This is a genomic window from Bacillus cereus group sp. BceL062 (assembly GCF_051780025.1).
GTDB classification, from domain to species: Bacteria; Bacillota; Bacilli; order Bacillales; family Bacillaceae_G; genus Bacillus_A; species Bacillus_A toyonensis.
Genome location: NZ_JBPWGY010000009.1, coordinates 135,328 through 155,407, shown reverse-complemented (window position 1 = coordinate 155,407; position 20,080 = coordinate 135,328). Strand labels below are relative to the sequence as shown.

Here is a 20,080-nt window from a genome sequence, read left to right as displayed (position 1 = left end):
AAAAAAGTATTTTGCATATTTTCTCAAGAAAACAATAATTAAGAAACATTGTATTCGCTTTCTTTAGTATATTCACGCACATCAATGAATAGGCTTGATTTATTAGAAATTTATAAAATTTTTGCATTATAATAAAACTATTGCCAGTTTTTGAAAAAACCTTTATTCTCTTCTTGTAATCAAAAATGAATATGGAGATGAAACATACTATGGGTCAACTAGGAGACGCCGATTACGTTCCCGACACCGCCTTTTTATCTTTCCCAGCAGCTAAAACATTTCACTTAGAATTTATGATACAGTTGGTTGTTATTTTCATAGCTTCTATTTTGTATGCAATTTCTATGAACATGTTTTTTATCCCGCATAATATGATTAGCGGTGGATTTGCTGGTGTAGGGATGATTATCGGTTATTTAATGCATTACAATATCGGTGCACTTATCTTTTTACTAAACATTCCTCTTCTTATTTTAAGTCACTTTTACTTAGGCAAGAAGACAACCTTTTTAACAGCGTATTTTGTAGCTGTATCATCTTTAGCGATGAACATTATCCCAGTACATCAAGTTTCAGACGATATTTTACTTTCTTCTGTATTCGGTGGTGTAATTTGCGGAGCAGCTTCAGGAATCATATTCCGATTTGCTTCTTCAACAGGTGGTTTTGATGTCGTTGGATTGATTGTAGCAAAACATCGAGATATTTCGATTGGAGCAATCATCTTTGGATTCAACTTGATCTTACTTGTTGCAGCAGGATTTATTTTCGGATGGGATATTACGCTTTATACGTTAATTAGCCGGTTTGTAGTCAGCAAAGTAATTGATGCCGTGCATACAAAACATATTAAATTAACGATAATGACAGTTACAGAAAAAGGTGAGGAAATAAAAAGCGCACTATTACATCACGGCATACGCGGGGTGACAATGGTAGATGCTGTCGGCGGCTATACAAACCATAAGAAAAAAATGATTTACACTGTCGTGACTCGATATGAGTTAGGCGAAATGAAACGTATTATCCGTCAAGTGGATAACAAAGCATTCATGAACATTACTGAAACAGTTGAAATTGTCGGCCGTTTCAAACGCATATAAAAAAGCGCAAGGAACTAACATTCCTTGCGCTTTTTATTTTTTACACTTATTACAAAATCAGATAATTCTATTATTGTGTCCCTAAATGTGTTATAATGAAAACAGACTCACAAAAAAAGAGTATATAGACTTGGAAGTTTCTCATATTTTACAAACAAAAAGAAACGAGAAGTCGGGTATATTTCAGTCACCATACACGTAACGGTTTAAAAACCGATCATCTTAGTTATTCTTCACTAATCTTTTTATAAAAAGATACGTACAACTAAAATTCACTTCAATATACTATACCTACCTTTTTGACTTCCAAATCATCTTATTACATAAGGAGATGAACATATGAATCAATATATACGATATACAATAGCTGTCCTGTTTGCCATTATCGGCGGTGTGATTTGCTTCTGGACAAACACTCAGCTTGGAGAGAATATCATTTTTAATGGAATCGAAACACTTGTAAGCGCTTCAATTTTAGGCGGATACATTTACTTCCTCTTCAATCCAGAAGAAAATGCTCAAAAAACAATGTTATTAACAATGATCGGAATCGTTGGTGGATGTATTTCCTACTCAATGACAAACTATACATTACCACTTCAATTAAGCTCTGCTTTCTTCCACGGTCTATGGACTTGGTTTATCGCATTCTGCCTAGCAGATGTATTCAATCTTTTACAAGACACTGAAGAAGAAAATGGTCGTCAAATTGAAAGTAACTCGTAAGCTGGAAGAATATCTTCCAGCTTTTTTGTTTGCTATTCTTTCCTTTTCATACTCCATCACCAAAATAAAAAGAAGTTACCTCCACGGCAACTTCTTTTCCATATACCCCACTTAGTATTCACTTAAGTATATCAACGATTTTTCAAATATATCGATCGTTTCTCCACTTATATCAACGATTTTTTCATTATATCGACGATTCGACACAAGATATCGATTTAACGACAACCTTCGACACTCGAAACACACAACATACCCTATCCCCCAAGCAACTTACTGCCGAACTCTACGATTAAAAAGATAATTAATAGGATCGCGAGTATCTTTAATGCTACATATGCTACTTTAAAAACAACATAAATGAGCAAGACTATCAAAACAATTGATAAAATTTCCATATTTACTTCCTCCAAGCTTTGCTCTTCTTATCTTATTTTACTCGTCCTAGGCTGTTTATGGAACGTTATAAGATGACATATAAAAAAGAGGATACCTCACCCATCGTAAGATACCCTCGCCTGTAGCTGATCAAACCATTCTCTCTCTACTTGTAAATATCCCATTCCACTCTTCTCAGCACTCTCCAATTCTTTATCAGCTTTCTTCATATAAGTGCGGGAAGCTTCCATATCGTCCTCTAAATATTTAATAATTCCTTGTGTACGGTAATATCCGTTTAAATCCATTTTGGTAATGGCCTTTGCATGTTCCTTTGCTTCTTGCAGAGAAAGGCTATTTATCTGATAAAGAGCTTTATATAAAAGATACCAACTATGAAAACTACTAACGAAAAATTTATTGTCCTTCGTTACAGATAGTTGAACAATTTGTTCTATATACGGTATTGCTCTTTCCATTCCCCTTTGATCAGCTCGGACATAAAAGACGAGCATAAGTCCGCTCATTATCTCTCTTATACTTTTATCCTCTTTTAATTTTTCCTCACTAAGTTCTACTAATCTCTCATCCCAATCTTTCGGTCTTTTATAACTAAATAACTCACTCGATATTTGAATCGTATATAAATGCTGCTTAGCTTTTTCATCATCTTTAATTAAAATGAGAAATTGCATACCATCACTCAGAAGCGTTCCTTTTATCGGCACGATTGTAACTGCAAAAATCACAAAGTGGAAAACGGAAAAATATAAAAGATATTGATAATAACTCACCATATATATGTAACCTGAAGTAATACCGAATAGTAAACTCATAATTGGCCCACCTAAAGTCATCCACGCCCATTTCTTTGAAAGGTTCGGTGTCTCTATAGAAGACGGCGCTAACATCACCACGCCACCAAAGTACGCCCATAATTTATTTTCTCGAATGCGTAATTTCCCTTTTTCCTTTTGAACAGTGATAGGTCCTACTGTCATAAATTTAAAATTCAAACCACCTATCAAGCCAAATAGTACGTGCCCTAGCTCATGAATGGCTAACACTAATAATACAATTCCAAATACTGCCCATATATTCAACATTACTTCTAATTTTCCAGTTCGGATTACTCCGTATAAAATGGACAAAACTAGCGCCGCCGTCATTGAACTAGCTGGCCTTCTTAAAATATCCACTCTTTTCTCTCCTTAATAAATCATTTTCCTCTGCATTTCGTACATGAATTTTCCGAGATGCAATATCCAAATAAATGAGATTAAGCCAATCAATACAAAATCGATATTACTAGCCGCTGTATATATAACGGCAGCCCACCATACATATGCTAATATTGTATTCGTAAATTCATACGCTTTATATCCAGCCTCATGCACAATGTGTTTTAATCCTTCATCTGCGTTTTTCGTCCACATTTTCATAGATTCCATATATGTTACACCTTGTTCAGGATATAGCTTATTATAACGATTTTTTGTTATGAGCCCGATAATCACTACAGTAGTTAAACAGACAATAGAAGCTACTAAATTCCACACCGCAAATGAAACATTTGTATCCTGCACCAGTGCACGTCTACATGTAATAACTGCATATACAAACCATGCCTGCGTAACTATATCACCTACACGTAAATATATACTTATAATGCCTAATTTTCTGCCTTGTACGCTCTCTTCTTCATCGCGTGCTTCCGCTAACATACGTGTATTCTTCCAAGTGTAGTACATCATTAAAATTCCAAAAATAGTACATACACCTATAAATAGATTAGATGATAATTTTCTCGGTTCATCCGAGAGTAAATCTAAAGCTATATAAGATGTTAAAAAACCACCCATCATACTTAATGCTATTTTTCCCACAAAATCAAATTGTTTTTTTCGTTTACTCTTCATCGTCCTCTTCCCCCTCCACTAACGTGAATATTTCCTCCACCGGTACATTGAAAATTTTTGCGATTTTTAACGACAATACAATAGATGGTGCATAATCCCCACGCTCAATTAAACTAATCGTTTGCCGTGATGAGCCAATCGCTTTCCCTAAATCCCCTTGTGATAAACGATGCTTTGCTCGCAATTCCCTCACTCGATTTTGAAGCTTCATATCTTCCCTCTTTTTCATTTATTTAATTAAAATTGTAAATAATATCCTTATTTTTGTCAATTATAATTGTCATTACGACTATAATAATTGACAAAAATAAGGATGTATTATGATGAAAATAACCTATATAATGAATGTGAAATATTAAACAAAGGAAGTGACATATGAATAAATTATCTACTTTTTCCTATATTCTTACTAAGCTTACAGCGACTTTCTTATTATTATTACTTATTAGCACGCTTCTCTTAACAACTAGTCAACAAACATTATATAGTTTCTTAGCTGGATTACGAGAACTGCTATATGTTCCCTTCGTTCCTATTCTTGCTGCATATGCATTTTTTTGTTCTATTTGCATCGATAAATTGAAATTAAAAACACATACAAGACTGAAGACATTATTACTTTATATTTTTTGCGGCTATTTATTTTTTCTTCCCTTCCTAACATTTAAAGAAGCTAGTCTAATACAGTTCTTGTTCCTCGGATCAATTGGTGCAGTATGTTCTCTTTCTTTCTATTTATGTACAGTTATAGCAACAAAATTTAAGTGGCTACAATATTTCGTACCAAGCATTATGTTTATTATATTTATCACAATTAACTTAGTAGATTTAGAAAGGTTTGGAACATCAAAAGAACAATGGGTCGAAACAAAAACAGATAACTCTTTCGAAGCATCTTTTCAACATTTTAGTGGTGAACATAAAGTCCCAATTGAACTAAAACGAGGGAACATATTAGAATTCACCATTGAATCACGAGCTGAAAATTCGAATGGCTACATGGGGGACATAAAAATGGCTAGTGAATTTCAAGAGGAAGAAAATTATTTAGCTCCAGCTGGACCTAATACATACCAGTTCGCGGCAATTAAGACAGGAACTTATTACATTATAGTTAGCGGAAATCAGCTAAAAGGAAAGTTAAAAATAGATTGGAACATAAAATGAAACTTTAATCAGTGGGGTTTTGTTCATCCCCCACTGATTATCAACCCTCACCAATCGGACTTTTACGGGCAGCCCGACAAATAGCGGGATAAAATAAAAAAGGCAGTGCTTTTGCACTACCTTCCTAAATTTTGACATAGAATGGATTCCATATTAACTTGCGTTTTGTAACAATACTCGTTTTAACTGTTTACGGAAACGAATGCCTAGCGTAATTGCTACGATTACGATAACTCCAAAAATGATTTTACCAATATGACCTTCTAGCACCCCAAAAATATCATGTAAGTTTCCACCTAACCAATAACCACCGATTAAGAAGAATGACACCCAAAACAGAGCACCTGAATAAATTGTAATCGCAAAACGACGGAATGGTAGATTAATAATTCCTGCAAAGTATCCTGTAAAATGGCGTACACCAGGAATAAAGAAACCGATAAAGATTAGGAAGTACCCATACTTATCGAACCACATTCTTGTTAAGTCGATTTTTCTTTGTGTTAAAAATACATATTTCCCATATTTTTGAACGAAAGGCATACCTAATTTATTTCCTAAAAAGTATTGAATCGTCATTCCTACACTTGTCCCAATAAAGGATAAGATAATTAAAATTGGTAAACTTAAATCACCCTTCTGTGCTAAAAATCCCGCATATGCTAATGTTGGCTCTCCCGGAAACGGAAGCGCAATATATTCTAACAGCAAGCCGACAAGTACAACATAATACCCGTATTGCTGAAATAATTCATGAACCCATTCCATGTCATCTCTCCTTTCAGTCACGTACAACTTCTTACTATTATTGTATAAAAAAAATGTCGAAATAACTATCACAATAGCTTACATTTTTATTACATTTTTGTAAGGCTCACACTAAAATTTTTTGTTCTCTATTTACTTATATCTATTAGCATTTAAAAACAAGCTAACAACTATATATCACGCGAATGAAATCCATTAATATACATTTTTTATCCAATTTTTAACACTCGAAAACTATCTTATTTTGTTCTCTATAAAAAACCACCACAAACTCATACGAACTTCATATTAGCTTCATATACGTATTGTAAGATTATATCGGAATTTGTTGAAAAATTTAGCTAATATATGACTAAACATTAAATTGAATAAATATAAGTCGCTTTTCGAAATTGAAAAAAGGGTGAATAAGAAATGGAAGCTTATAAAATGCACGATTTTATTAATACGAATGTTGAATCTCATCAAAATGAAACCGTTTTTAATTTACAAATATGTGAAACAAATGAATTTGACGTAAGTTTAACAAAATCTACTACGCTGTCTTTTATCGTTTCAAAAAAGAACATTAAGATTGTCACTAGAAAATGGGTGAATTCAAATCAAGAAAGCATGATTGGCAAAAGCTACATCATTCCAACGAAAGCTTTTCACTATTTCTTACCGATTATTTCTGAAACTGAAGATGAACTAAATATTCAAGTTCAAAGTTTTGGACTACATGGTGAGCTTTTATTAAACGAAAGATTACTTATTGATAAAAACAACAAATGCAACCCAAAGATTACTACCTTCTTTGAAACATTAGATGAAAATGTCAATCAAGCATTACGAGGATTACAAATTCATTGTATGTAAGACTACTACAAGAAGTAAAAGGAGAATATAATGAAAAAATTATTATTAAGTGCGCTATTATCATTAGGATTTTTAACTCTTCCATTCACTACTGCAGAAGCAGCTACAACGAAAGATCAGCTTATCGTAAACACACAACTAAATAAAATGGATTATTATCAAAATGGAAAATTCATAAAAAGTTTCACTGTCGCTACTGGAAAAGCAGCAACACCAACACCTAAGGGTACTTTTCAAATCGTAAATAAAATTAAAAACCGTCCTTACTATACAGGAAAAATTAAAGGCGGCGATCCACGTAATCCACTTGGGGACCGCTGGCTCGGATTAAATATGGCAGGAACTTACGGAACAACGTATGCAATTCATGGAACTAACAATAATCAAGCAATCGGGAAAGCAACAACACTTGGTTGTATTCGTATGTTTAACAATGATATTCACTGGTTATTTGAGCGCATTCAGCAGCAAGCTACTGTCACTGTAAATTAACCTAAGAACAAGATTTACGTGTAGCCAAGAATTTTATGTCTTGGCTTATTTTATTTATTCATTTACAGTAGCAAAACAACTGTATTTACATATATAATAAAAATAGATTGCGTTCAACATCATCGTAACATTGATAAACATGGATATTAAAATTATACAGTTATAATATTTTATAAATTTTACAATACATACTATAATAGAACTACTGTAATTCTGAAATATTCAGTGACACTAAACAATCCCCCTTGCTACTTTCATTACTATTTTATAGCGGGGGCTTATTATATGTATAAACAATCTGAGTCATCCGAAAAATGATGAATTCGAATATTGCAGTAAAAAGCGTTATTTAGGAGGTGTTACTATGACGCATATACTGGTGATTGAAGACAACCCAGATATACAAGAACTTATTCGTGAATTTCTAATGGCACAAAACTTTACTGTTGATGTAGTTGGTGCTGGAACAGAAGGCATTCTTCTTTTCCAAAAAAATTCATACGATCTTGTCCTCCTCGATGTAATGTTACCAGATATAGATGGCTATAGTATTTGTAAAATTATGCGAGGACAATCTGATGTACCAATCATTATGTTAACAGGCTTACATAATGAAGAAAGTGAAATTAAAGGATTTGAGTTAGGTATTGATGACTATATTACAAAACCGTTCCATTACACCGTATTTATAAAACGTGTAGAAGCTGTATTAAGAAGAGCAGCAACGAAGGAAGCAGAAGCTGCAACTATACTACAATTCCATGAATTGATGTTAAATTCTACAGCATATGCCGCTTATGTTCATGGTAATCAAATTGAATTGACTACAAAAGAATTTGAAATTATATATACTTTACTGCAAAATCGGGGAAAAGTACTATCAAGAAGTGATTTGTTGAATAAGGTATGGGGCTATGAACATTATGGTGATGTGAGAGTTATAGATACACATATTAAAAACTTACGAAAAAAATTAGAAATTCCTTATATTAAAACGGTGAAAGGCATTGGCTACAAAATCGAATCGTAGCAAAGACAACATCACCAAAAATATATTCATCAAAACCTTATTATTTTGTATTTTGTTATCACTTTGTCTTTATCAAATTATTTATTTTCTAGCCTCAAATTACGATAAAGATCGTTTGAAAGCGTCTGAAACGCAAACTGCGGAACAAGCGGAATCAGACAAACAAAACGACCAAAGTAAAACAAAGCAAAATAAAGCTGTGTCAGAGAGTAGCATCTCTAATTTTCAATCTTCTCAAATAGACATGAATACACTCTCTACAGCCATCAATCATCTTTTGCAGCCTAGCCAAACTGCAAAAGCAAAAGAACATGCACAAAATATTCCGGGGAAAAGTAACACAACGTCATCACTTACAGAAGCGGAAAAACAAGTTACTAACAATGATGCCTTACATACACAAAATGCAGCAAGTAAAACAAATGATACACATGATAATCCATCGTTAACAGATGTGTTGCAGCAATTAGCTCCACATATTGGGGCGACAATGCTTGCATTATCTCTGCTTGGATCTTTAATCTACGCAAAAATAATCGCCAAACCTTTCCAATATATGAGCGATGCTTTAAAAGATATTATGAATCTTGATTTCTCAGATAAAAAGCTACTTAACAAAAATACAGATCAAACAGATTTTAATTTGCAAGTAGCTGCCTCACAAGTACCTACTATTGTGAAAAATTTACACGAAAGCAATCAAGATTTAAGAAATGAAATCAAGAAGGAACAACAATTAGAACAATCTCGTAAAGAATTTATGTCTATGATATCCCATGAATTAAAAACACCAATCGCAGCCGTTATGGGACAACTCGATGGCATGATTCACGGAATTGGCGCTTATAAAGATAGAGATAAATATTTAAAACGTTCATATGAGATGATGCAAGATATTAACATATTAACGGAAAAGGTGTCAGAATTATCCAAAATACAAAACCCTCAATTTAAACCAAATTTAAAAGTTATCTCATTGACTAATATTATTGAGGACGTTATAAAGAAAGTAGATTATTTTGTATCTGTAAAACAATTAAATGTTCAATCTAACATTAAACAAGATGTACAAATTTTAGCTGATCCTAAATTTATGCAAACTGCTATTTTTAACATTATTTCAAACGCAATTCATTATACAATTGACCATCAGCATGTATATATAAAGCTTTATGAAAAGCCAAACGGTTACGCATTAGAAGTATTAAATACAGGTTCTCAAATTGATGAAGATAAACTTGCCCATTTATTTGAGCCATTCTATCGCGCAAATCCTGATAAACATGGCTTAGTACAAGGTAGTGGTCTTGGGTTATATATTGTAAAACAAATATTAGATAAACATCAGTTTCCTTATGGAATACAAAACACACCTCAAGGTGTAAAATGCTCCATTGTATTCCCAAAGGCAATGTAAAACCTATTGTAATTTCATACCCCAAATTCATACTTCGTATGAATGGCGGAATTTTGTAGAGTATGTTACTCTGTTTCGTTCGCCCGTTGTCCTTATTTGGATAGCGGGCGTTTTTTATTTTAAAAGGAGGATTTTTATGGAGAAGTTTAAGTATTCACTACTCGTTTTACTCGGTGCTTGTAGCTACGGCGTGCTTTCAACTATTTTCAAACTCGGATTTATTAACAGATTTTCAGCACATCAACTATTAGGGGGACAATATGTCTTCGGATGGATTGGACTACTTCTGCTCGTTCTTTTCTTTTCACGCCATAAAGTAACAAAAAAGCAATTCTTGTCATTACTAACAGTCGGCACAACAATGAGTATGACTGGTATTTTCTATGCTATTTCTGTAGAAGAACTGCCAGCATCTATCGCTGTCGTTCTACTCTTCCAGTTCACATGGATCGGAGTAGTCATCGAGGCTATTGCAAATCGAACGTTTCCAAGCCGTGAAAAAGTTATATCTATCATCATTTTATTCACTGGTACATTGTTTGCTGGCGGTGTCTTTGAAGGGCTAGGAGAAAGTTTTTCTACGAAAGGTATTATCTTTGGACTATTAGCTGCTGTCTCTTTTTCATTCTATGTTTTTGCAAGTGGACGCGTTGCTACAGATGTTCCACCTTATACGAAAAGCTTTCTCATGACAACAAGTGCTACCCTTATCGTCTGCCTATTCTTCCCGCCAACCTTTTTAACAGATGGTGCCCTGCAAGCCGGTCTATGGAAATATGCTTTCTTCCTCGGATTATTCGGCGTTGTCGTACCTGTCATTTGTTTTTCAATTGGCGTACCGAAAGTCGGAATAGGACTTGGTACAATATTAGGTGCAGCTGAATTACCAACTGCCATTATCGCTTCTATTACACTTGTACATGAAGTTGTAACGCTTATGCAGTGGATTGGAATTATATTTATATTGTTTGGTATTTTCACTCCTCAGCTCCTTACGTATAGAAAAGAAAACAAACATAATCGTGTGCATAGCGCATAAGAAAAGACCTTTCATTTATTTGAAAGGTCTTTTCCCTATCTCACTTTACCGCTCCATATAGCTTCTCTATCTCATGCTCAATTTGTTTTACATCGATTCGTTCAAATAATGGCTGCACGCTATCAATTTTATTCGGCAACGTATTTTGCGGCTCCCAATTTCGTTTAACAATCGACAATGTGTTTCGAACTCTTTCACTTGAAAATGGTAAAAATGGTTCAAGGAGATTTGCAAAATTAGCGATAAGATAAACACAATTATAAACCGTTTCTTCACATGAAACTGGATCATCTTCTCTTTGTTTCCAAGGCTGCTTTTCGTCAAAGTATTTATTTGCAAAACGTACTGCATCAAATATTGTCTCTAACGCCACCTTAAATTTAGTTTGTTCAATAGCCACTCCTACTTCTTTATATAATCCTTCTACTTTATCTTTCAGCTCTACATGAATAGTTCCCTTCGGTACAACGCCATCATAATACTTTTCAATAAACTTTAATGTCCGATTCACAAAGTTCCCATATGCACCTAACAATTCACTATTATGACTGTAAATAAACTCACGCCACGAAAAATCAGTATCACGATTTTCTGGTGCATTTACTGTTAAAAAGTAACGGATCGAATCTGGATCATAGCTTTCTAATATATCAGGTACCCATACTGCCCAGTTTTTACTTGTCGATAATTTTCTTTTTTCTACCGTTAAATACTCATTTGAAACGATATGACGAGGAATTGCTTCTTCTCCTACTCCAAGTAATACCGCTGGCCAGATGATAGAGTGAAATGGAATATTATCCTTTCCGTGTACATAATACGTTTTCGTTTCTTTATTCCAAAACTCTTGGTCATCTTTCCCTGTTTTTTCAGCCCAATGTTTACTTGCAGAATAATATCCTGTCACTGCTTCAATCCATACGTAAATTTTCTTATCTTCGTATCCTGCCACTGGAATTGGAATCCCGACTGGTAAATCACGCGATACTGCCCTATCTTGCAACCCTTCTTTTACATATCTTTCTGTTAGCTGAATTGCATTATCACGCCATGTTCCTTTTTGTTTTGCAATTTCTACGACTCCTTTAATTTTCTCCTGAAATGTATGCAGTGCGAAATAGAAATGCTCTGTTTCCTGTACGGATGGCGTACTACCACATAACTTACATTTCTTTTCTAACAAATCGAGTGGATCTAAAATGGCCGAACAAGCATCACATTGATCTCCTCTTGCTGCTTCATGGCAATGAGGACAAATTCCTTCTACGTAACGATCTGGTAAAAACTGCGTACACGTTTCGCAATATGCTTGTTCCACTGTTTTTTTATAAATATAACCTTCCTCTAATAAACGTAAAAAAACTTTTTGAACTGTTTCATGATGATGCTCGCTATCTGTACGTGTATAGCAATCATAAGTAAAACCAAGGCTACGAAAACATCGCTCAAACTCTTCATGATACTTATCAGCAATTTCCTTCGCCGTCACACCTTCTTGTTTTGCTCTAATTGCAATCGGTGTTCCATTACAATCACTTCCTGAAACATACAACACATTCTCACCTTTTGCCCGATAATAACGTGCCAAAATATCTCCAGGTAACAAACTCGCAATATGTCCAAGATGTAATGAACCATTTGCATACGGCCAAGCTCCTCCAATAAAAATACTCATCTTACATTCCTCCTTTTAAATATAAAAAGCCCCGCCCCTATCTTAAAAAAGATAAGGGCGGGGCTGTATAAACAGTCGCGGTACCACCTTATTTCGCCAATTACTCACATAATTAGCCTTAACAAGTACGGAGCTATATGCTCTTATACTGTGGTTTTGATAACGAGTACCAACTCTCGTCGCCGCCTACTATTATCATTTGATAAGTTCAGGACGAAGCTCAAAGGCCATTGTTCAAATGAATATTCTTGCTTCTTCTCACCTACCGAAGCTCTCTGGAAAGAATGGTTTCATCCTACTTTTCCTTTTCAACGCTTTTACGTATAACACGTATTTTACGGCTTAATTACAGAAAAATCAAACTTTAATTTAAAAAGAAAAGGAAATCCCCTTCCCCTGCAGAATAACTATACGTTCACAAAAGGAGTGATAACATTGAATCAAAAGCAACTAAGCATGATGAATGAAAAAAGTTGGAATGCAGCTGCTTATGAAGCTTGGACGAATCGCCACGGGGCGCCAGTTGATTATGCGAAAAAGATTACGGAAGAGCCCACACGCGAAGTAGCACATTATTTACCTTACATACAATCTCCAAAAGGAAAACGTATTATTAATTTACTCGGGTCAAAAGGAAACAAAGCCGTCGCTCTTTCCCTATTAGGATCTGACGTAACAGTTGTTGATATTTCAGCGAGTAATGCCAAATATGCAAATGAACTTGCAGAAGCCGCTGGTGTCTCTATCCAATACATCGTCTCTGATGTACTGGATGTAAATCTTTCCGAATCATTTGATGTCGTCTTGCTGGAACTTGGTGTACTTCATTACTTTTTAGATTTAAAACCACTCTTTCAAAAGATTGCTAACTTACTTAAACAAGATGGAATGCTTATCCTTCGTGACTATCATCCTGTTTACACTAAATTATTAGGTGTAGATCATCCATCATTTCGGGCCAATGGAAATTATTTCGATAAAGAATTGATTGAAGATGATGTTGCTTATAGCATCCTTCTTACAGAAGCGCAGAAAGAATCATTGCCTAAAACAACCATCCGTCGCTGGACGCTAGGAGAAATAATTACAACACTTGCGGAAGAACATTTTAAAATTGAAAAGCTAGTTGAAGAACACGGATCTCATCAAAGGTGGGTTTTCCCTTCTACTTCACCTGAAGGAATTGAAGAACGTATACCAGGTCTATATACATTAATTGCGACAACATGCAAAAAAGGATCCCTTCACGGATAGGATCCTTTTTGCATGCTTACGCATATAAGTTGAGGTTGGAGATTACCATAATTCTGTAGAATAGGACACAAGATATTTCAACATTTTGTCTCTGACTTACGTCGTCAAAAAGGGGTATGACCAACATAACGAAGAGTAATGTTTTAGTTGATACTGATAATCGTTATCAACTAATTAGAAGTATACATGATGTTATTTCAAATTACAATACCATTTCTAATTTTTATTTATGAATTTTTTGATATACAAATGTATACATTTTAAGAACATTTACTCACATTAATCTGCCATATTCCATTATCTGCTATAATTTTCATGGAACAGATTAATAACTTCTTAATCATGTTTTTATTGATTCTGCTCTTAATATTTATACATTATAATAAATAGTTTTAAAAAGGTAGGGGTAACGATGAAATATGTTAGCATTCGAAAAAAACTACTGTTCACACTCTTAAGCATTTCTTCCTTATTTAGCATTGCTCTTATTGTTATTCTTTCATTCGCGATGCATCAAGCAAGTGAAATCGAAACGTTAAAGAATGATGTATCGAAAAGAGCAACGATTTTAAAAGAACGTGGCGATTGGTTCCAAGCACAGGTCGCTGGTTTACAAGAATATTTACTATCACATGACCAAAAAGGATTGGATAAATTCAACCGAGAAGGAAAAAAACTAGCTGATACTAGGGAGAAAGTAACAAGTGATAAAAAACTCCCAGAAGGAATGAAAGAGGCCATTTTAATGGGAGCGAAATGGCGCAGCGTCGTAGATAATGAAGTCCTCCCTCTTACGCGTGAAGGAAAATGGGATGAAGCATCCAAAATTGCTCTTGCTCAAACAGATTATGTAAATGATCTTTTAAGTCGTTTTACTAAATATGCAAATGAAGAAAATGACAAACGGGATGTATTAATTGCTGAAGTAGAGTCTTCTTCATCCCTTATTCAATATATTATTTTCTTCTCACTCATTACATGTACATTAACATCTATTCTATTGGCATGGTGGTTCTCTGGTAAACTCGTTAAACCGATTCAACAAATTGATGCGAAGTTAAAAGAATTAGCTTCTCAAGATGGCGATTTAACCGCTAGATTACACGTAACGAGTAAAGATGAAATTGGTGACATTGCAAATTCCTTTAATCAAATGCTTGCTAACTTACAGCATATAATAAAACAAGTTCAACAAACATCAACAAGTGTAAAAGAAGCTTCTGAAAATGTATTTATCGAAACAACTTCTTCTATGGAAAATACCGCAAAAACGAAAGAGACTATGAATGCTCTTGAGCACAATATTCGTTCCCAAGTTTCTAGCATCGAAGAAAGTTCAACCGCAATGGATGATATGGCAACGGGTGTTCAGCGTATTGCAGAAACTGCCTCTTCTGTCGCTAGCCTAGCTGTTACAACTTCTGAAAAAGCAGATGATGGAAATAAAGTCATTGAGAAATCTATTACACAAATGCATACAATTAACGAAGCTGTTAACGCTACATCACAAGTGGTAGAGCGACTCATTACACATACGAATCATATTGATACTGCACTTCAATCTATTTCTAATATTGCCGAGCAGACGAATTTACTCGCTTTAAATGCATCTATTGAAGCGGCCCGTGCTGGTGAACATGGAAAAGGATTCGCTGTTGTTGCCGATGAAGTACGAAAACTTGCTGAACAATCTCAGCTAGCAGCAACTGATATTAACCATTTACTTCATCAAATTCAAGCGGACACAAAAATAGCAAATGACATGATGACACAAGGTCAGTCAGAAGCTTCTGAAGGAATTACAGTCATTCGTACCGCTGGATCTTCATTCTCAGAAATTGTTAATCACATTAACAATGTATCTACACAAATACAAGAAATGTCTGCAACTGCTGAAGAAATGGCCGCAAGTGCTGAAGAAATGAATGCAGCTTTAAATAGTATCGCTTCTATTTCAAATGAAGTTGCTGTCGAAACATCACAAACAGCAACTTCAGCTGGTAACCAAGTAAACAAAATGAGTATCGTTGCTAAAAAATCATCAGAAATGAAAACAATTGCACAAGAACTTGAAGTGCTCGTTTCTCATTTCAAAACAAATGGTTAAAATGAAAATTCCATTTATACTTCTACGAACTCTAAATTGTTAGAAAGAGCGATTTAGAGTCTCTCTTTTTTCACGCTAAAATATCTCTTTCTATCTCCCATTCTGTCTGCTATAATTCCTAAAGGAAAGAGGAAAGCTTTATTCCTACTGGAATAAAGCTTTCTTTCAATTTTTTACATTAATTAATTCTAATACTAAGATTTCACAAAGGAGGCTTTTTATCATATGAATTTTATAGGTATCAGAAAAAAACTAATGTTCATGATGGGAACGATTTGTGCTTTATTCGGCATTGCCTTAGCTTTTATTTTATTCTTTACCATGGATCAGTCTCATAAAGCTGAAACATTACAAAAAGAAATTTCTCCTCTTGCAACAGAATTGAAAGAGCGCGGAGACGCTTATCAAGTACAACTTTCTGCTTTAAGAGGTTATTTACTACAACATGATCAAGTCGAATTAGACAAGTTTAATGAGATGAGTAAACGTCTTGAAGATACAAAAGGGCAACTTCTTTCTAACCCTAACACCTCTCAGTCCGTGAAAAGCACAATGGAATTAGGATCCACTTGGAGAAAGTTCATTGAAGAGAAAGTATTCACTCTTGCAAAAGAACAAAAATGGGAAGAAGCTTTACAAGTAGCTTCTACAGAAAATGGTACTGTTTATAAAGTAATTGGTGATTTCACAAATTACAGTAATGAACAAGCTAAATTACGCGAACAATCTATTGAAAAAATCGATCAATCTTCACTACGAATTGAATATGTTGTCTTCTTATCACTTGTTATTTGTATTGTAACTGCAATTATTCTTGCATGGTGGTTCTCTGGTAAGCTTGTAAAACCAATTCAACAAATTGATATTAAGCTAAAAGAATTAGCCTCTCAAGAAGGCGACTTAACAGCCCGTCTACAAGTAAATAGCAATGATGAAATCGGTGCAATTGCATCATCGTTTAATAAAATGTTAGAAAACCTGCAACATATCATTAATCGTGTTCAAAAAACATCTGTAGAAGTACAAACAGCTTCTGAAAATATGCTAGAAAAGACTAATACATCACGCGAGGCAACAATACGAGTTCAAAGCTCGATGTCCAACTTAAATTCAAGTATTCAATCGCAAACTTCTAGTATGGAAGAAAGCTCAACTGCGATGGATGATATGGCAATAAGCGTTCAACGCATCGCTGAATCTGCTTCATCTGTAGCCGAACTTGCTGTAGCTACATCTGAACATGCTAACGACGGAAGTACTGTTATCCAAAAATCTGTTTCACAAATGACAACGATACATGAAGCTGTAAATGCTACATCAGAAGTAGTCGAACGTCTAATCACTCATACGAAATATATTGATACGGCTGTACAATCTATTTCTAATATCGCTGAGCAAACAAACTTACTTGCTTTAAACGCTTCTATTGAAGCAGCTCGTGCTGGTGAGCAAGGAAAAGGATTTGCTGTCGTAGCTGATGAAGTTCGTAAACTTGCGGAACAATCTAAAACTGCTGCAACAGATATTAACCAATTACTAAATCAAATTCAAAATGATACAGAAACAGCTAGTTCTATGATGTCTAAAGGTCGTTCTGAAGCATTTGAAGGCATTACTGTCGTTCGTGAGGCTGGTACTTCTTTCACAACAATTGTTGAACAAGTAAATAAAGTATCCACTCAAATGCAAGACATATCAGCAACTGCTGAAGAAATGGCTGCAAGCGCTGAAGAAATAAATGCTTCACTTAATAACATCGCTTCTACTTCAAATGAAGTATCTAGTGAAACAGCCGCAACGGCACAATCTGCTGAGAAAAAGGTTATTGTTATGAATGAAATGACAGTAACTGCAAAACAAATGAAACAAATGGTTGAAGAATTAGATCAACTCGTATCTCATTTTAAAACTGAATAGCTCAAAAAAATATTCCTCTTTCAAGAGGAATATTTTTTTGAGCTCATTCCCTGCACATTATACATATATCCGTTATAATGAGAATCGATATCATTAATCTGTAGGGGGGCTACACATGTCACAACAAGCATTTGAAGAAAAATTATATGCAAACTTAGAAGCTGTTATTGATCCTGAACTAGGTGTTGATATTATCAATCTTGGATTAGTTTATGACGTTACAGCGGATGAAAATAATAATGCTATCATTACAATGACGATGACTTCTATCGGCTGCCCAATGGCTGGTCAAATCGTATCAGACGTTAAAAAAGTACTATCAACGAACGTACCTGAAGTAAACGAAATAGAAGTAAATGTCGTTTGGAATCCACCATGGTCGAAAGAACGTATGTCACGTATGGCGAAAATCGCATTAGGTATTCGCGACTAAATAAAGAAAGACCTGACATCATAGTCAGGTCTTTTTCTCTTATTATTTAACGCCTACTGCATCATAAGCTTTCGTTACAGCTTGTAACTCTTTAGAGTTTTTACCATATAAATCTTCTGCTGACTGAAGTGCTGCTTGACGCATCATTTTAAAGTCAGAGTTTGCAGTTAAATATTTAGTAAGAGCACGGTAGTAAATTTTTTCTGTCGCTTCACGGCCCACTCCAGTTACTTTCACGCCGTAATGCGTGCCACCATCAGATACTAAGTACGCAGCTTTATTGTTAATACTACTGTTAATATGAACGCCGCCATTATCAGCTGTTCCAGTGTAGCGTTTATTGTAATGATCTGGATAACCTTCACCTGGTTTTAATGGGTTTGGAATAGATGCTGGATCTTTCAGAGAACGAAGCGCATCACCAGGTTTACCAGGTGTATAAATATCAGCACCTAAATCCCAGCTCTTCTTCTCAACCATGACACCCATAATATCAGATAACGATTCATTTAACGCACCTGATTCATTTTTATAAACAAGGTTTGCTGTATGCTCAGTTACAGCATGTGTTAATTCGTGCCCGATAACATCTAGGCCAGCAGATAATGGAATAAATGTCTTGCCATCTCCATCACCGTACATCATTTGGATACCGTTCCAAGCTGCGTTATTCCAGCTTTCTCCTACGTGAACAGAGGAAATAAGCTTCGCACCTTTATCATCGAAAGAGTTACGGTTAAATGTCTTTTTGTAGTAATCGTATACTTTTCCTGCATTTACATGCGCATCAACCGCTGCTTTGTCATCAAAGAACTTATTTTTACTTTCTACTTCGACACCTGTATATCCAAACCATTGTGAGAATATGTTAAACCAGTTTTCATCCATATTCTCTGCATCAAACGTATGAACACCTTGTCCACGCTTACCATCAAATAAATGGAATGCTCCTGTCTTCTCATTTTGAGCAATTTCAAATGATTGTCTAGCACCTAATACTCCGTAACCAAATCCTGTAATGTTATCTACAGCATTATATTTCTCAATCACATTTCCATTTGTTGCATCAACAAAGTAATGCCAATAGCCTGGAGCTGGTTTTGAAATCGATGCCTTAACTAAGTATGCAAGATAGTAGTTTCCATCTTTTTCATACACAAATAAATCTTTTTTCACACCATCATAATTCTTTACTTTACCAACTTCTTTTTCAATATCTGCCTTTGCAATTGTTTCTGCTTGTTCTGCACTAATACTTGCAAAGGTAGGAATATTTTTATCCTCTAAATTCGGAATAACTTGTCCGAAGAATGCTTTTACATTATTCTCTTTATCTAGTGTAACAGTTTGGTCTGAACCGTACACAGGAATGTTATTATGTTTCTCAACTAACTTCACATGTGTCGTACCAGATTCAGCATCTTTTTCTTCCCCAACGACATTGAAATGTTTATCAATGTTTCCTGCTAATTTAAACATATCTTTTTTACTCTCTAAATATTGAAAGACCGTCTCTTTTTTATCTAGTCCTTCCGGTGCTTTCCATTCTTCACCTATGTATGCAGGTGTTTTAAATTCTTGATGATATTGAATTTTTTGTTCTTCCGCTTTCGTTGTCGTTGCTCCAAACGTTCCAAATCCCCCGGCGATAACAGTTAACGCTAATGCTGATGAAATGACTTGCTTTTTCACTATAACATTCCCCATTCCCATAAAGATTTTTGACACTTTTATAAAATTCTGAATTTTTAACCTGATACCTCTTCCAAAAATTTGAGAAACATTTTTCAGATAATT

Annotated in this window: 19 protein-coding genes and 1 other annotated feature; of the genes, 12 read left to right on the top strand and 7 right to left on the bottom strand. The window is 34.8% G+C overall.

Annotation, left to right across the window (positions count from 1 at the left end; genetic code table 11):
- Positions 1 to 209: 209 nt before the first annotated feature.
- A complete protein-coding gene (locus tag ACS2MN_RS20820; RefSeq protein WP_000530041.1) occupies positions 210 to 1,103 on the top strand; it encodes a YitT family protein in 894 nt (297 codons plus the stop codon).
- Between the two features lie 339 nt (positions 1,104 to 1,442).
- The gene (locus ACS2MN_RS20815) at positions 1,443 to 1,829 is read left to right on the top strand and encodes a DUF3938 domain-containing protein (protein ID WP_001077779.1); all 387 of its coding nucleotides are present in this window, start codon (positions 1,443 to 1,445) and stop codon (positions 1,827 to 1,829) included.
- A gap of 257 nt (positions 1,830 to 2,086) precedes the next feature.
- Here the strand turns inward: ACS2MN_RS20815 and ACS2MN_RS20810 are convergent, their stop codons facing one another.
- The 4 genes from ACS2MN_RS20810 to ACS2MN_RS20795 all read right to left on the bottom strand — a co-directional run bounded on the left by ACS2MN_RS20810 (position 2,087) and on the right by ACS2MN_RS20795 (position 4,337).
- Positions 2,087 to 2,227, bottom strand: coding sequence for a DUF3985 family protein (locus ACS2MN_RS20810; protein ID WP_000404759.1), 141 nt, complete (start codon positions 2,225 to 2,227; stop codon positions 2,087 to 2,089).
- Between the two features lie 96 nt (positions 2,228 to 2,323).
- Positions 2,324 to 3,376 carry a site-2 protease family protein gene (locus ACS2MN_RS20805; RefSeq protein WP_346994807.1) on the bottom strand — a complete coding sequence of 351 codons (1,053 nt, stop codon included), beginning with the start codon at positions 3,374 to 3,376 and terminating at the stop codon, positions 2,324 to 2,326.
- Between the two features lie 42 nt (positions 3,377 to 3,418).
- Positions 3,419 to 4,126, bottom strand: coding sequence for a DUF3169 family protein (locus ACS2MN_RS20800; protein ID WP_000837707.1), 708 nt, complete (start codon positions 4,124 to 4,126; stop codon positions 3,419 to 3,421).
- The gene (locus ACS2MN_RS20795; RefSeq protein WP_000776158.1) at positions 4,116 to 4,337 is read right to left on the bottom strand and encodes a helix-turn-helix transcriptional regulator; all 222 of its coding nucleotides are present in this window, start codon (positions 4,335 to 4,337) and stop codon (positions 4,116 to 4,118) included. Before ACS2MN_RS20795 ends, ACS2MN_RS20800 begins: the two co-directional genes overlap by 11 nt.
- 164 nt (positions 4,338 to 4,501) lie before the next feature.
- Between ACS2MN_RS20795 and ACS2MN_RS20790 the strand changes: the two genes are divergently transcribed.
- Positions 4,502 to 5,293, top strand: coding sequence for a hypothetical protein (locus tag ACS2MN_RS20790; RefSeq protein ID WP_001038196.1), 792 nt, complete (start codon positions 4,502 to 4,504; stop codon positions 5,291 to 5,293).
- 153 nt (positions 5,294 to 5,446) lie between these two features.
- Here the strand turns inward: ACS2MN_RS20790 and ACS2MN_RS20785 are convergent, their stop codons facing one another.
- On the bottom strand, positions 5,447 to 6,061 hold the full coding sequence (locus ACS2MN_RS20785) for a DedA family protein (RefSeq protein ID WP_000455364.1): 615 nt from the start codon (positions 6,059 to 6,061) through the stop codon (positions 5,447 to 5,449).
- Between the two features lie 414 nt (positions 6,062 to 6,475).
- Between ACS2MN_RS20785 and ACS2MN_RS20780 the strand changes: the two genes are divergently transcribed.
- The 5 genes from ACS2MN_RS20780 (at position 6,476) to ACS2MN_RS20760 (ending at position 10,897) form a co-directional block, all read left to right on the top strand.
- Positions 6,476 to 6,919 carry a DUF3978 family protein gene (locus tag ACS2MN_RS20780; RefSeq protein ID WP_000388766.1) on the top strand — a complete coding sequence of 148 codons (444 nt, stop codon included), beginning with the start codon at positions 6,476 to 6,478 and terminating at the stop codon, positions 6,917 to 6,919.
- 30 nt (positions 6,920 to 6,949) lie between these two features.
- Complete coding sequence (locus ACS2MN_RS20775) at positions 6,950 to 7,411, top strand: L,D-transpeptidase (protein WP_000735064.1); 462 nt, start codon at positions 6,950 to 6,952, stop codon at positions 7,409 to 7,411.
- 364 nt (positions 7,412 to 7,775) lie between these two features.
- Complete coding sequence (locus ACS2MN_RS20770) at positions 7,776 to 8,441, top strand: response regulator transcription factor (protein WP_000148832.1); 666 nt, start codon at positions 7,776 to 7,778, stop codon at positions 8,439 to 8,441.
- Positions 8,419 to 9,858 (top strand): sensor histidine kinase, encoded by a 1,440-nt coding sequence (locus ACS2MN_RS20765; protein ID WP_000201945.1) that lies wholly within the window; start codon positions 8,419 to 8,421, stop codon positions 9,856 to 9,858. Before ACS2MN_RS20770 ends, ACS2MN_RS20765 begins: the two co-directional genes overlap by 23 nt.
- A gap of 136 nt (positions 9,859 to 9,994) precedes the next feature.
- On the top strand, positions 9,995 to 10,897 hold the full coding sequence (locus ACS2MN_RS20760; RefSeq protein WP_346994802.1) for an EamA family transporter: 903 nt from the start codon (positions 9,995 to 9,997) through the stop codon (positions 10,895 to 10,897).
- Positions 10,898 to 10,937: 40 nt separating this feature from the next.
- Here ACS2MN_RS20760 and metG read toward each other — a convergent pair whose 3' ends face one another.
- Positions 10,938 to 12,572 carry a methionine--tRNA ligase gene (gene metG, locus ACS2MN_RS20755; protein ID WP_000021550.1) on the bottom strand — a complete coding sequence of 545 codons (1,635 nt, stop codon included), beginning with the start codon at positions 12,570 to 12,572 and terminating at the stop codon, positions 10,938 to 10,940.
- A gap of 50 nt (positions 12,573 to 12,622) precedes the next feature.
- Positions 12,623 to 12,893, bottom strand: a binding site (T-box leader).
- A gap of 135 nt (positions 12,894 to 13,028) precedes the next feature.
- Between metG and ACS2MN_RS20750 the strand changes: the two genes are divergently transcribed.
- From ACS2MN_RS20750 to ACS2MN_RS20735, 4 genes are all read left to right on the top strand, one after another.
- Complete coding sequence (locus ACS2MN_RS20750) at positions 13,029 to 13,826, top strand: class I SAM-dependent methyltransferase (RefSeq protein ID WP_015001092.1); 798 nt, start codon at positions 13,029 to 13,031, stop codon at positions 13,824 to 13,826.
- A 412-nt stretch (positions 13,827 to 14,238) separates the two neighbouring features.
- Positions 14,239 to 15,933 (top strand): methyl-accepting chemotaxis protein, encoded by a 1,695-nt coding sequence (locus ACS2MN_RS20745; RefSeq protein WP_000878424.1) that lies wholly within the window; start codon positions 14,239 to 14,241, stop codon positions 15,931 to 15,933.
- Positions 15,934 to 16,158: 225 nt separating this feature from the next.
- On the top strand, positions 16,159 to 17,850 hold the full coding sequence (locus ACS2MN_RS20740) for a methyl-accepting chemotaxis protein (RefSeq protein WP_001009245.1): 1,692 nt from the start codon (positions 16,159 to 16,161) through the stop codon (positions 17,848 to 17,850).
- Positions 17,851 to 17,965: 115 nt separating this feature from the next.
- Positions 17,966 to 18,283: a metal-sulfur cluster assembly factor gene (locus ACS2MN_RS20735; protein WP_000082520.1), complete on the top strand. Its 318-nt coding sequence runs from the start codon at positions 17,966 to 17,968 to the stop codon at positions 18,281 to 18,283.
- A gap of 42 nt (positions 18,284 to 18,325) precedes the next feature.
- Here ACS2MN_RS20735 and nprB read toward each other — a convergent pair whose 3' ends face one another.
- Positions 18,326 to 19,975 carry a neutral protease NprB gene (gene nprB, locus ACS2MN_RS20730; protein ID WP_000745149.1) on the bottom strand — a complete coding sequence of 550 codons (1,650 nt, stop codon included), beginning with the start codon at positions 19,973 to 19,975 and terminating at the stop codon, positions 18,326 to 18,328.
- Between the last annotated feature and the right edge of the window lie 105 nt (positions 19,976 to 20,080).